14 protein-coding genes are annotated in these 12,230 nt (G+C 71.4%); 8 read left to right on the forward strand and 6 right to left on the reverse strand.

The genetic code is table 11. The features are described from left to right. Nucleotides 1-105 precede the first annotated feature (105 nt). Entirely contained in the window at nt 106-2,070 is a 1,965-nt protein-coding gene (locus RAC69_RS16755) for an APC family permease (RefSeq protein ID WP_341936177.1), read from the reverse strand. A 214-nt stretch (nt 2,071-2,284) separates the two neighbouring features. Then, complete coding sequence (locus RAC69_RS16760; RefSeq protein WP_375087829.1) at nt 2,285-2,644, reverse strand: nuclear transport factor 2 family protein; 360 nt, start codon at nt 2,642-2,644, stop codon at nt 2,285-2,287. A gap of 104 nt (nt 2,645-2,748) precedes the next feature. Here RAC69_RS16760 and RAC69_RS16765 point away from each other — a divergent pair, with 104 nt between their 5' ends. From RAC69_RS16765 to RAC69_RS16780, 4 genes are all read left to right on the forward strand, one after another. Continuing rightward, complete coding sequence (locus RAC69_RS16765) at nt 2,749-3,447, forward strand: GTP pyrophosphokinase family protein (protein WP_375087830.1); 699 nt, start codon at nt 2,749-2,751, stop codon at nt 3,445-3,447. Nucleotides 3,448-3,633: 186 nt separating this feature from the next. Then, the gene (locus tag RAC69_RS16770; protein WP_375087831.1) at nt 3,634-5,202 is read left to right on the forward strand and encodes a molybdopterin-dependent oxidoreductase; all 1,569 of its coding nucleotides are present in this window, start codon (nt 3,634-3,636) and stop codon (nt 5,200-5,202) included. A gap of 38 nt (nt 5,203-5,240) precedes the next feature. Beyond that, nucleotides 5,241-5,726: a molybdenum cofactor biosynthesis protein B gene (locus tag RAC69_RS16775; protein ID WP_375087832.1), complete on the forward strand. Its 486-nt coding sequence runs from the start codon at nt 5,241-5,243 to the stop codon at nt 5,724-5,726. Next, nucleotides 5,726-6,166: a molybdenum cofactor biosynthesis protein MoaE gene (locus RAC69_RS16780; protein WP_375087833.1), complete on the forward strand. Its 441-nt coding sequence runs from the start codon at nt 5,726-5,728 to the stop codon at nt 6,164-6,166. The genes RAC69_RS16775 and RAC69_RS16780 overlap by 1 nt, the downstream gene beginning before the upstream one ends. A gap of 184 nt (nt 6,167-6,350) precedes the next feature. Here RAC69_RS16780 and RAC69_RS16785 read toward each other — a convergent pair whose 3' ends face one another. Genes RAC69_RS16785 through RAC69_RS16800 form a run of 4 tightly spaced genes read right to left on the reverse strand, consistent with a single transcriptional unit; the run spans nt 6,351 to nt 9,056 of the window. Next, entirely contained in the window at nt 6,351-6,584 is a 234-nt protein-coding gene (locus RAC69_RS16785; RefSeq protein WP_341935802.1) for a MoaD/ThiS family protein, read from the reverse strand. Beyond that, entirely contained in the window at nt 6,581-7,060 is a 480-nt protein-coding gene (gene moaC, locus RAC69_RS16790; RefSeq protein WP_375087834.1) for a cyclic pyranopterin monophosphate synthase MoaC, read from the reverse strand. Before moaC ends, RAC69_RS16785 begins: the two co-directional genes overlap by 4 nt. Further along, nucleotides 7,057-8,289, reverse strand: coding sequence for a gephyrin-like molybdotransferase Glp (glp, locus tag RAC69_RS16795; RefSeq protein ID WP_375087835.1), 1,233 nt, complete (start codon nt 8,287-8,289; stop codon nt 7,057-7,059). Before glp ends, moaC begins: the two co-directional genes overlap by 4 nt. Then, a complete protein-coding gene (locus tag RAC69_RS16800; RefSeq protein ID WP_375087836.1) occupies nt 8,286-9,056 on the reverse strand; it encodes a ThiF family adenylyltransferase in 771 nt (256 codons plus the stop codon). The genes glp and RAC69_RS16800 overlap by 4 nt, the downstream gene beginning before the upstream one ends. Nucleotides 9,057-9,256: 200 nt before the next feature. On the opposite strand from RAC69_RS16800, the gene RAC69_RS16805 reads away from it, so the two are divergent. From RAC69_RS16805 to RAC69_RS16820, 4 genes are all read left to right on the forward strand, one after another. Next, nucleotides 9,257-9,649, forward strand: a complete 393-nt coding sequence (locus RAC69_RS16805) for a molybdopterin-binding protein (RefSeq protein WP_375087837.1) — start codon at nt 9,257-9,259, stop codon at nt 9,647-9,649. Nucleotide 9,650: 1 nt separating this feature from the next. After that, on the forward strand, nt 9,651-10,439 hold the full coding sequence (gene modA, locus RAC69_RS16810) for a molybdate ABC transporter substrate-binding protein (protein WP_375087838.1): 789 nt from the start codon (nt 9,651-9,653) through the stop codon (nt 10,437-10,439). Then, the gene (gene modB, locus RAC69_RS16815; protein ID WP_375087839.1) at nt 10,436-11,221 is read left to right on the forward strand and encodes a molybdate ABC transporter permease subunit; all 786 of its coding nucleotides are present in this window, start codon (nt 10,436-10,438) and stop codon (nt 11,219-11,221) included. Before modA ends, modB begins: the two co-directional genes overlap by 4 nt. Then, a partial coding sequence (locus RAC69_RS16820) for a sulfate/molybdate ABC transporter ATP-binding protein (protein WP_375087840.1) occupies nt 11,218-12,230 on the forward strand: 1,013 nt, incomplete at its 3' end. The genes modB and RAC69_RS16820, both read left to right, overlap by 4 nt.

The following is a 12,230-nucleotide window of genomic DNA, read 5'->3' on the forward strand; positions in this document are numbered from 1 at the left end:
CACCACGAAAGACGTCGCGGATGGTGGGTCTCGACGCGCGTGGTGGGTCGCGGCGGCGCAGGCAGGCGGGCGGCGCAGGAGGGCGGGAGCGAGGCGCGCCCCGGCTCACGCCTCGGGCGGGCCCTCCGGCCGGTGCGCCCGGCGACCGCTCACGACCACGGGGCGGCCGGCGCGCTCCTGGCCGGGCAGCGGACGCGACCGGCGTCCGTAGATGAGCTCCGACGAGTCGAGCAGCCACGGCACGAGCGTGATCGTCACGCCGTGCACGAGCATGAGCTGATTGGCCATGCGGCGGGCGCGACGGTTGTGCAGGAACGTCTCCCACCAGTGCCCCACGATGTACTGCGGCAGGTACACGGTCACGACCGACGCGCCGTGCTTCGCGCGGTACTGCTTGATGAACTGCGCCACCGGCTGCGCGAAGGCGCGGTAGGGCGACTCGACGATCACGAGCGGGATCGGCACGAGGTGGTCGCGCCATTCGCGCTGCAGCTCGGCCACGTCATCGGATGCCACGGCGACGTGCAGTCCGATCGTCTTGTCGTGCTTGGCGGCCACCGCGTAGTCGACGGCCTTCGCGACGGGCTTCTGCAGACGGTTGACGAGCACGATGGCGAGGTCGCCCGTCGCCCCGAACTTCGTCGTGTCGTCGATCGCGATCTCGTGCTCGACGTCGCGGTAGTACCGCTTCACACCCATCATCAGGAACGCGAGGATCGGGATCGCGAAGAACACGAGATACGCGCCGTGCGTGAACTTCGTGATCGTCACGATCACCAGCACGAGCACCGTGAGGATCGCGCCGGCCGTGTTGATCACGAGCCCGACCTTCGCCGAGCGGCGATCGGATGCCGAGGCGCCGTCGATCCCGGCATCCTTGGCGTCCTCCGCCGGCCCGCGCAGGACGCGCCGCCAGTGTCTGACCATGCCGATCTGTCCGAGCGAGAACGACACGAAGACGCCGATGATGTAGAGCTGGATGAGGGTCGTCAGCCGCGCCTGGAACACGACGAGCACGGCGATCGCGGCGATGCCGAGCACGATCATGCCGTTCGAGAACACGAGTCGGTCGCCGCGGGTGTTCAGCGATTTCGGCGCGTAGCCGTCGCGCGCGAGCACCGAGCCGAGCAGCGGGAACCCGTTGAACGCGGTGTTCGCGGCGAGCAGCAGCACGCACGCGGTCGCCGCCTGGATGATGAAGAACAGGATGCTGCCGCCGCCGAACGTCGCGGAGGCGATCTGCGCCATGAGGCTCGGCTGCGGGTTCGAGCAGTCGAAGCCGACCAGGTCGCAGGGGTTCTCGGCGTAGTGCACGCCGGCGATCAGTGCGAGCGCCGTGAGTCCGGCGAACAGGCATGCCGCGATCGAACCCATGAGCACGAGGGTGGTCTGGGCGTTGCGGATCTTCGGGGTGCGGAACGCGGGCACGCCGTTCGAAACGGCCTCGACGCCGGTGAGGGCGGAGCATCCGCTCGAGAAGGCGCGCAGGATCAGAAGGATCACGGCCGCCTGGCCGAGGTCTTCGGAGTGCACGGCGAACTCGGCGCTCGACGCCACGGGCGCATCGCCGAGGAACGTGCGGATGAGACCCGTCACGATCATGAAGCCGACCGACCCGATGAACACGTACGTCGGGATCGCGAACACGAGTGACGCCTCGCGGACTCCGCGCAGGTTCACGATGATGATGAGGATCACGAAGCCGACCGCGAGCTCGACGCGGAACGGGTCGAGCCCCGGCACGGCCGAGATGATGTTGTCGACACCGGACGCGACAGACACCGCGACGGTGAGGATGTAGTCGACGAGCAGAGCGGATGCCACGATCACGCCGGGGATCTCGCCGAGGTTCTTCGACGCGACCTCGTAGTCGCCGCCACCCGACGGGTAGGCCTTGATGAGCTGGCGGTAGCTCAGCACCACCACGATGAGCAGCACCACGACCGCCGTGGCGACCAGCGGCGTGAAGGAGAGGAACGTCAGACCGCCGATGAGCAGGATCATCACCAGTTCCTGCGGCGCGTAGGCCACGGAGCTCAGTGCATCCGACGCGAAGATCGGCAGCGCCATCTTCTTGGGCAGCAGCTGATCGTCGACCTGCTGGCTCGTCAGCGGTTCGCCGATGAGGATGCGCTTGGCGAGCGGAGGAGCATCCGTGGTCTCGCGTGATTCATCTGACACGTCCGGCGACTTTACGCCCGCTGACGCTTCCCTCACGTGATCCTCACGGAATCCCTACGGCGCGTCGTGCCTCCCTAACGGAATCCTCACGCCCGTCGCGGTGTCAGTCCTGGTGCGGACGGGGCATGTACCACTCGGTGAACTCGGTCGCCCTGCCGTCGGCATCCAGTCGCACGATCCAGAGGTTGAGGTAGTCACGCTCCGCCGGGTACTTCGTGCGGCCCTCGACGGCGAGGAATCCAGCATCCTCGCGGACGATCCACCAGTCGAACGACCAGGATCCGGGGTCGTCGAGGTCGTCGAGCCATCCGGCGACGATCGCGTCACGTCCCACGCGCGGCTCGGCGTCGGGACTCGTCAGATAGCGGGCGTCGTCGGTGAAGAGCGCGCCGATCTGCTCAGGGTCATTCGACCGCCACGCCTCGATGTACGCCTCTGTCCACTTCTCGCCCTGGCTCGTCATGTGCTCCGTTCTAGCCCGGTGCCGAGACGGGGTCAAGCGGGGTGCGACACGCGTCAGGGAAGATCCACAGCCCTTTCCGATCACGGACGCGTAACGTCGGAGCCATGACGTCCCTCCAGGTCACCGATGACGCGATACAGCAGACTCGGGAGCTCCGTGACGAGTTCCAGCGTTTCCTGCGGGAGTACGAGTTCGGGATGCGGGAGGTCGAGACGAAGATCGGCATCCTCCGCGACGAGTTCACGCACCACCACTCGTACAACCCGATCGAGCACGTCAAGAGCCGCCTGAAGACGCCGGACAGCATCGTCGAGAAGATCGCCCGCAAGGGCATCGAGGAGCCCGACTTCGAGCGCATCCGCGCCGAGATCACCGACATCGCCGGAGTGCGCGTCACCTGCAGCTTCGTCGCCGACGTCTACCGCCTCTTCGACCTGCTCACCGCGCAGGACGACGTCACGGTGCGCACGGTCAAGGACTACATCGCCCAGCCGAAGGACAACGGCTACAAGAGCCTGCACGCGATCATCGAGGTGCCCGTCTTCCTCTCGACCGGCGCTCTGTCGGTGCCCGTCGAGGTGCAGTTCCGCACCATCGCCATGGACTTCTGGGCCAGCCTCGAGCATAAGATCTACTACAAGTTCTCGAACCAGGTGCCGTCGCACCTCGTCGACAGTCTGACGGATGCCGCGGAGGCCGCCGCCGAGCTCGACAGCCGCATGGAGCGTCTGCACCGCGAGGCGCACGGCGTCCCTCAGCGGGAGCTTCCCCCGTCTCCGCCCCCGCACGTCGTGCAGGTCTGACCCCGCGGGTCGGCCTGTCCGTCGGTCGGTCGGACGGCCGTGCAACTTCTGCGGCCTCGTGACGCTTGTGCGGCCAACAGCGCGGCTCGAGGCCGCAGAACGCTCGTCGTGGCCGCAGAAGTCGCCGCGGCATCCGATCCCGCGTCCGCTCCGAAGAGAGTGAGACACACGGTGGAGGAGTGCATCATGGCGCAGCGCAGCACGCAGGGAGGCAAGCGGTTCTTCGTCTGGGCCGCCCTGGCAGGACTCGTCAGCGGGGCGGTGTTCCTCGCGGTCGCCGAGCTGTTCGCCCTGATCCTCGCGCGGTCGGCGAGCCCCGTGCTCGCGGTCGGCGGATTCGTCATCGACATCGTGCCGCAGCCGTTCAAGGAGTTCGCGATCGCGACCTTCGGCGAATACGACAAGATCGCCCTGGTCGCGGGCCTCGGTCTGGCCGTCGTCATCGCATCGGCGGTCGGCGGCATCCTCGAGTACGTGCGTCCGCCGCTCGGCGTGGTCGTCATCGTGATCGCCGGTGCCCTCTCGACCGCCGCGGTCGTGACGCGCGCCGGTGTCAGCCCCCTCGGCTTCCTGCCCCCGCTGCTCGGAGCCGCCGCCGGCGCGGTCATCCTCGTGATGCTGTCGCGGCGCCTGCGCACCTGGAAGGCCGCGGCCGTTCCCGCCGACGGTGAAGAGGCGCCGAAGGCGATGGGTCGTCGCCAGTTCTTCCTGCTCGCCGGCATCGCCGGAGCATCCGCCGTCGTCGTCGGCGTCGCCTCGCGCGCGGTGAGCACGGCGGTGACCTCGGTCGAGGCGATCCGCGACAACCTCAAGCTGCCCAAGCCGAACTCGACCGTCACGATCCCGGACGGCGCTGAGCTCGACATCAAGGGCATCAGCCCCCTGTTCACCCCGAACAAGGACTTCTACCGCGTCGACACGGCCCTGACCGTGCCCACGGTCGACCCCGACACCTGGCGACTCGTGATCGACGGCATGGTCGACGAGCGGGTCGAGATCAGCTTCCAGGACCTGCTCGACATGGGCCTCGACGAGTACGTCATCACCCTGACCTGCGTGTCGAACGAGGTCGGCGGCGAGCTCGTCGGAAACGCCAAGTGGCTCGGCGTGCCGGTGCGCGACGTGCTGAAGAAGGCGGGCGTGAAGGGGGATGCCGACATGGTGCTCTCGAAGAGCGTCGACGGCTACACGGCCAGCACGCCGCTGTCGGCCCTGACCGACGACAACCTCGACGCGATCTTCGCGGTGGCCATGAACGGCGAGCCGCTGCCGCCCGAGCACGGCTTCCCCGTGCGGATGGTCGTGCCCGGCCTCTACGGCTACGTGTCGGCGACGAAGTGGGTCACCGAGCTCAAGGTCACGACGTTCGAGAAGGACGAGGCCTACTGGACCCCTCGCGGATACAGCGCGGAGGCGCCGATCAAGTTCTCGTCGCGCATCGACACCCCCAAACTGGGCTCGGCGGTCGACGCGGGCAGGATCGCGATAGCCGGTGTCGCCTGGGCTCAGACGGTGGGCATCGAGCGCGTCGAGGTCAGCATCGACAACGGCGACTGGACACCCGCGACCCTCTCGGCGCCCGTGAACGAGAACACCTGGGTGCAGTGGTTCCTCGAGTGGGACGCGACCCCCGGAACCCACTATGTGGCCGTGCGCGCCGTGAACAAGAACGGCGACCTGCAGATCGAGGACCGCGCGCCCATCGCCCCCGACGGGTCGACCGGCTGGCAGCGGTCGCTGATCCGCGTCGCCTGATCCGTGCGCGGCCGATGGCCTGCCCCTAGGGTGGAGCCATGACGTCGCTCCCCGCGTATGTGATCACCGTGTCTGATCGGTCGTTCGCAGGGGAGCGCGAGGACCGAGGCGGTCCGATCGCCGTCGGCCTGCTGCGGGATGCCGGGTGGCACTGCCCGGATGCCGAGATCATCGCCGACGGAGCGGAGTCGGTCGCCGACGCGCTGCGTCGCGCCGTCGCACGGGGCGTGCGGCTCATCGTGACCACGGGCGGCACCGGTGTCGCCCCGCGCGACCTGACCCCCGAGGGGACGCGGCAGGTCATCACCAGGGAGCTGCCCGGCATCGCCGAGGAGCTCCGCCGCAGCGGGCTCGCCGACACCCCGCTGTCGGTGCTGTCGCGCGGCCTCGCCGGCGTCGTCGACCCGGCAGGCGCCCTCGTCGTGAATCTTCCCGGCTCGACGCGTGCCGTCGCATCCGGGGTGGCGATCGTGCTGGGTGTCGCCCGGCACATCGTGGATCAGGTCGACGGAGGGGACCACTGATGAACACAGTCCAGCTGGCAGCGATCTCCGAGCAGCCGCTCGATGTCGACGCGCATCTGCGCGCGGTCGAGCATCCGGCGCTCGGCGGCGTCACGACCTTCATCGGCCGTGTGCGCGACAACGACCCCGACGCCGACACCCCCGTCGTCGGCCTCGAGTACAGCGCCCACCCCGACGCCGAGGCCGTGCTGCGGTCGATCGCCGAGAAGGCGGGAGCGGATGCCGTGGGGGCGGCGCGCGTCGACGTCGCCGTGAGTCACCGGATCGGCCGTCTCGACGTCGGGGATGCCGCGGTGATCATCGCGGTCGCCGCCGAGCACCGCGCCGAGGCGTTCGAGGTGTGCCGTGCGGTGATCGAGGACATCAAGCGCGACCTGCCGGTGTGGAAGCGCCAGCTGGAGTCCGACGGCTCGACGCTCTGGAAGGGCATCGGCGGCTGACGTCCCCTCCCGTTCGGGGCCTTCCCGCCGAAGCACCCCTTCGTACGCGAGCCACCCCGCTGTGCACCGCGCCGACGGGGGAGGCTCGCAAGTAAGGGGGTGGGTCGCCGTCGGCGGCCGGAGACGGGTGATCTCAGCTCGCTGTGCACCGCGTCGCGACCGAGACGAAGCGCGCGCGACGCGCTCAGCCTCCCGCGAAGGGCGGCAGCACGTCGACGAGCAGCGCGTCGCCGAGCGCGCGGTCGTCGTCGCTGCGCACGCCGTCGACGAGCACGGCGCACCGCGGCAGAATCCCGCCGAGAGCCGGGTGGTCGGCGACGACGGCGGCGCGGAGCTCGTCCAGCGTCTGCTCCGACCGCTCCTCGGCATCCGTCCCCGCGGCTTCGGCGGCCGCGGCGAAGTAGCGCACGCGGGTCATCGTGCCTCTCCCTCGCGCACCCAGTCGCCGGAACGACCGCCCGACTTCGCCACGATGCGCACGTCTTCGATCACGACCGATCGGTCGAGCCCCTTGATCATGTCGACGACGGCGAGGGCGGCGACCGACACCGCGGTCAGCGCCTCCATCTCGACGCCGGTGCGGTCGGCGGTCCCGACCGTCGCCTCGACGTGCACCCCGTCGTCGACGATGTCGAGCTCGACGCTCGCGCGGTGCACGCCGATCACGTGGGCGAGGGGCAGGAGCGAGGGCGTCGACTTCGCCGCCTGGATGCCGGCGATGCGGGCGACCGCGAGCACGTCGCCCTTCGGTGCGGTGCCGTCGCGCAGCGCGGTGACGACCTCGGGGCTGCAGCGCACGAAGCCGCGAGCGGTGGCGGTGCGGACCGTCGGCTGCTTGCCGGTCACGTCGACCATGTGCGCGCGCCCTGACGCGTCGAGATGCGGGAAGCTCATCCGACCAGCATGACATCGATCGGGTCGCCCACGGCGACGCGCTCGACCTCTGCGGGCACGATCGCGAAGGCGTGTGCGCGGGCGAGGCCCCCGGCGAGGTGCGAGCCGGATCCGCCTGCGGTCGCCGGCCGAACGGTGCGGGTCGCGAGGTCGACCACGGCGGGCAGGTACTGACGGCGTCCCGGCGGTGTGGTCCAGTCGGCGCCGGCGGTGAACGACGCGTGCGGACGGTGGATCTCGGCGCGCCCCTGCAGTGCCAGTAGCGCCGGCCGCACGAAGACCTCGAACGACACGGCCACGCTCACCGGGTTGCCGGGGAGGCCGAAGACGAGCGTCCCCGACCCGAGGGCGCCGAACGCCTGCGGTTTGCCCGGCTGCATGGCGACGCTCGCGAACTCCACCTCGCCGCGGCCGTCGAAGGCGCCGCGCACCGGCTCGTACGCCCCCGCGCTCACGCCGCCCGTGAAGACGATGACGTCGGCCCCGCGCGAGACGGCATCGGCGGTGACAGCGGCGACGGCATCCGCCTCGTCGGCGACACGCGCCACGAGGACGACGTCGGCGTCGGCATCCGCCACGAGCTGCCGCAGCAGAGGGCCGTTGGAATCCGGGATCCGCCCGCGCGTGGGAGTCTCGCCGGGGGCGAGCAGCTCGCTGCCGGTCGAGACGACGGCGACGCGCGGAGCGCGTGTCACGGCGACCCGGTCGATGCCGGCCGCGACGGCCGCGGCGAGCTGGAAGGCACCCAGGCGCTCGCCCGCGTGGACCACGGTGTCGCCCGCGCGCAGGTCGGCGCCGCGGCGCCGCACGAACGCACCCGGTGCCGGTGCGCGCAGCACCTGCACCTCGCCCAGGGAATCGGCGAGTCCGCCCGCGGTGTCCTCGAAGGGCACGATCGCGTCGGCGGCGGTCGGCGCCGGAGACCCGGTCATGATCCGCGCGGCCTCGCCGGCGCCGAGTGCGGGGTCGTCCGCCACGCCGGCCGGCAGGTCGGCGATCACCCGCAGCGTCACCGGTGTGTCCGCCGATGCGCCGGACACGTCCTCCGCGCGCACGGCGAACCCGTCCATCGCGGAGTTGTCGAACAGCGGGATGTCGTGGGCGGCGGTGGCATCGGCAGCGAGGGTGCGACCGGCGGCATCCTGCAGCGCGACCCGCTCGACGTCGAGCGTCCGCACGGCGTCGAGCACCCGTGCGAGCTGTTCCTCGACCGTGCGGCGGGCGCTCATGCGGTCACCGCCGGACGGATCGCGATCTCGTGCTGTCGGGCGGCGAGCGCGTCGATCACGGCGAGGCGGCCGAGCAGCGGTTCGCCGGCGCCGGTGACGAGCTTCACGACCTCGCCGGCGAGGATCCCGCCGACCTGCACGCACAGCGCCCCGAGCACCCCGACCTGGGCGCAGCTCGGCGGTTCGCCCTCGGTGCCGATCGGGAAGAGGTCGGCGAGCACGACCGGCGCGTGACCGGCGGGCGGAGCCGACCAGAACACGGTGGCCTGCGCGTGCCACTCCTGCACGGCTCCCCAGACCAGGGGGATGCCGAGAGCCTCTGCCGCGGCGGCCACGTCGCGCCGCGTGCCGAAGGAGTCGCTCGTGTCGACCACCACGTCGGCGCCCTCGAACAGGCCGGTCGCGTTGGCGGCGTCGAGCCGGATCGTCTTCGGCACCACCACCGCGCCGGGCGACAGGGCCGTGATCGCCCGCTCGGCGGACACCGTCTTCGCGGTGCCGACGTCTTCCGCGCGGTGCGCGAGCTGCCGCTGCAGGTTCGTGAGCTCGACGACGTCGTCGTCGATCACGGTGATCGTGCCAACCCCGGCCGCTGCCAGCGCGAGGAGCACGGGGGATCCCACCCCGCCCGCGCCGACCACCACGACTCGGGATGCCGCGAGCCGCCGCTGCCCTTCCTCGCCGATACCCGAGAGCACGGCATGGCGGGCCGTGCGGACGAGCTCCGCCGGATCGAGGGATGGGGTGGGGGCGACGAGCGGCTGCATGGGACCAGGCTAAGCGCCGCGGGACTGACGCGCCGAGACCTGTCCACGCCGTCGAGACATCCCGCCCCCGACGTGCGTGTCGGTGGTCTCGATGCCCCGAGGGGTCTCAGCGCCGCAATGACCGAGACTGAATGCGCGTCGCAACCGCTCCTGCGGATGATCCGGCTCATATCGTCCGCAGAAGCGGTAGAGTGCGAGTCATGCAGAGCTTCCGGATCGCCCGAGCCGCCCAGTTGCTGGGGGTCAGTGATGACACCGTGCGCCGCTGGGTCGATCAGGGCCTCCTTCCGACGACCGACGCCGCGCCCGCCGAGATCCCCGGCGATGCACTCGCCGCGCGCGCGATCGCCCTCGCCGACGAGGCGACCGACCCGGGCGGGGCGCTGTCGAGCGCTCGCAACCGCTTCGTCGGCATCGTCACCCGCGTGCAGATCGACGGACTGATGGCGCAGATCGACCTGCAGTCGGGTCCGCACCGCGTCGTCTCGCTCATGTCCGCCGAGGCGGCCCGTGAGCTCCAGCTCGAGGCCGGCTCCCTGGCCACCGCGTCCGTCAAGGCGACCCAGGTCGTCGTCGAAGTGCCGAAGGGCTGACGTGAACCGCTCGATCCTCCGCTCCGCGGCCGTGCTGGTGCTGGCCGCCGTCGCCCTCGCCGGCTGCTCGTCGCCGTCATCCGGGCCCGAGCCCGCTCCCGACGGGTCCGCCTCCTCGGACAGCGCCACGGTGAGCGGCGACCTCGCGGTCTACGCCGCCGCCTCGCTGAAGGCCGCGTTCGACGAGATCGGCGCCGCCTTCACCGACGAGAATCCCGGTGTGACGTTCAGTCCCGTCTACGACGGCTCGTCGACGCTCGTCACCCAGTTGCAGGAAGGGGCGCCGGGCGATGTGTTCGCGTCCGCCGACGAGGCGAACATGGACAAGCTCTCCGATCTCGCGATCGACCCGACGCTCTTCGCCTCGAACACGCTCGTGATCGCCGTGCCCGCGGGCAACCCCGCCGCTGTCGAGACGCTCGCCGACCTCGCCGATGTCACGACGGTGCTGTGCGCTCCGGAGGTGCCGTGCGGCGCGGCATCCACCACCCTCCTGTCGAACGCCGGTGTGGCCGTCGAACCCGCGAGCCTCGAGCAGAACGTCACCGCCGTGCTGACGAAGGTCGCCGCCGGAGAGGCGGATGCCGGACTCGTCTACGCGACCGACGTGGTCGGGCGTGACGACGTCGAGGTCATCGTGCCCGACGGGGCGGGCGACGTCGTGAATCACTACCCGATCGCGGCGCTCGACGGGGCCCCGAACAGCGTCGCCGCCGAGGCCTTCGTCGCCTTCGTGCTGTCGGACGCCGGGCAGAAGATCCTCGCGGATCACGGATTCGGAGCGCCGTGAGCAGTGCCGCGCGCGGCTACGCGCCGCGTGCGATCGTCGTGCCGGCGCTCGTCGGCCTGGCCTTCCTGATCCTGCCGCTCGCGGCGCTGGTCGCCCGCGTGCAGTGGTCGACCTTCATCGCCGATGTGACGTCGGAGGCGGCGCGGTCGGCCCTCGTCCTCTCGCTCGGCACGGGGCTGCTCGCGACCCTGATCTGCGTGATCGTGGGGGTCCCCCTCGCGCTGACGATCGCCCGGTCGGGGCCGCGCGTCGCCGCCGTGCTGCGGGCGGCGGTCACCGTGCCCCTCGTGCTGCCGCCCATGGTCGGCGGAGTGGCGCTCCTCTACCTGTTCGGCCGGGCCGGATGGTTCGGCGGCCTCGGTCTCTCGTTCAGCACCCCGGCCGTCGTGCTCGCGCAGACCTTCGTGGCGCTGCCGTTCCTCGTGCTCGCCGTCGAAGGCGCCGTGCGCACCTCGGGCGTCGAGTACGAGCGCACCGCCGCCGCGCTCGGCGCGAGCCGGTGGACGATCCTGCGACGCATCACGCTCCCCCTCGCCGCGCCGGGGATCGTCGCGGGCGTCGTGCTGTGCTTCGCCCGCGCGATCGGGGAGTTCGGGGCCACGGCGCTGTTCGCCGGGAACCGGCCGGGCGTCACGCAGACCATGCCCCTCGCGATCTACACGGCGTTCAACGGTGCGGGCGTCTCGCAGGGCACGGCCGTCGCGCTCGCGCTGCTGCTGCTCGCCGCCGCCGTCGCGGTGCTGCTCCTCGTGCGCGGCTGGCGACCGGGGGCCGCTCGGTGAGCGCGACGGATGCCGGACTGCGCGCCCGCATCGTCGTGACCAGGGAGCACTTCGCCGTCGACGTCGAGGTGCGGGTCGCCGCGGGGGAGACCGTCGCCGTGATGGGCCCGAGCGGGGCGGGCAAGTCGACGCTGCTGCACGCGCTCGCCGGTCTCGCGACGCTCGAGGCGGGTGAGATCGCCGTCGACGGACGCATGGTCGACAGGGTCTCGGCGCCGCGGGTGCGCACCGAGCCGATGCGGCGCGGCATCGTGCTGCTCGGACAGAACCCCCGGCTCTTCCCGCACCTGAGCGTGCGCGAGAACGTCGCCTTCGGACCCCGCGCGGCCGGCACCCCGGCGGATGCCGCCCGGCGCGACGCCGACGACTGGCTCGCCCGCGTCGGACTCCCCGGTGCGGGCGACCGCCGATCCCAGGAGCTCTCGGGCGGCGAGGCCCAGCGGGTCGCCGTCGCACGGGCCCTCGCCGCGGAACCCCGGGTCGTGCTGCTGGACGAACCCCTCGTCGCCCTCGACCCCGAGACCGCCGGCGACATCAGGCGGATGCTGCGCGATCAGCTCGACGGCACCACCACCGTCGCGGTGACCCATGACGCCGCCGACGCGGTCGCTCTCGCCGACCGGCTCGTCGTGCTCGAGGCGGGACAGGTGACACAGGAGGGTGCGGTGCGCGAGGTGCTCGCGGCTCCGGCATCCGGGTTCGTCGCGTCGATCGCCGGGGTCAACCGGATCGGGGGCCTCAGCGGCGACGGCGGGTGGGTGCGCGGCGACGCCCGCCTGCGCGCTGCGGATGCCGGGTCGCAGGCGCTCGCCGCGACCGACGGGGTCGCGCTCGCCGCCGTCTTCCGCCCAGGCGATGTGCGCGTGGCTGCGGAGGACGGTGCCCCGAACTCGTGGCGGGCCGTCGTGACGCGCCTCGAGCCGACCGTGTCAGGGGTGCGCGTGCTCACCGACCTGGGCGCCGTCGACCTGTCGCTGACGGATGCCGCGGGTCTGCGGCCCGGCGACTC

The organism is Microbacterium sp. LS_15, from assembly GCF_041954735.1.
In the GTDB taxonomy this organism is placed as follows: domain Bacteria; phylum Actinomycetota; class Actinomycetes; order Actinomycetales; family Microbacteriaceae; genus Microbacterium.

Bases quoted from the DNA above. Each gene is read 5' to 3' on its own strand.
- RAC69_RS16770 (WP_375087831.1), top strand. From the start codon at position 3,634: ATGGCGCAGCGCAGCACGCAGGGAGGCAAGCGGTTCTTCGTCTGGGCC.
- RAC69_RS16765 (WP_375087830.1), top strand. From the start codon at position 2,749: ATGACGTCCCTCCAGGTCACCGATGACGCGATACAGCAGACTCGGGAG.
- glp (WP_375087835.1), bottom strand. From the start codon at position 8,289: ATGAGCGCCCGCCGCACGGTCGAGGAACAGCTCGCACGGGTGCTCGAC.
- RAC69_RS16800 (WP_375087836.1), bottom strand. From the start codon at position 9,056: ATGCAGCCGCTCGTCGCCCCCACCCCATCCCTCGATCCGGCGGAGCTC.
- RAC69_RS16780 (WP_375087833.1), top strand. From the start codon at position 5,726: ATGAACACAGTCCAGCTGGCAGCGATCTCCGAGCAGCCGCTCGATGTC.
- moaC (WP_375087834.1), bottom strand. From the start codon at position 7,060: ATGAGCTTCCCGCATCTCGACGCGTCAGGGCGCGCGCACATGGTCGAC.
- RAC69_RS16775 (WP_375087832.1), top strand. From the start codon at position 5,241: ATGACGTCGCTCCCCGCGTATGTGATCACCGTGTCTGATCGGTCGTTC.
- RAC69_RS16760 (WP_375087829.1), bottom strand. From the start codon at position 2,644: ATGACGAGCCAGGGCGAGAAGTGGACAGAGGCGTACATCGAGGCGTGG.
- RAC69_RS16755 (WP_341936177.1), bottom strand. From the start codon at position 2,070: ATGGCGCTGCCGATCTTCGCGTCGGATGCACTGAGCTCCGTGGCCTAC.
- RAC69_RS16805 (WP_375087837.1), top strand. From the start codon at position 9,257: ATGCAGAGCTTCCGGATCGCCCGAGCCGCCCAGTTGCTGGGGGTCAGT.
- RAC69_RS16785 (WP_341935802.1), bottom strand. From the start codon at position 6,584: ATGACCCGCGTGCGCTACTTCGCCGCGGCCGCCGAAGCCGCGGGGACG.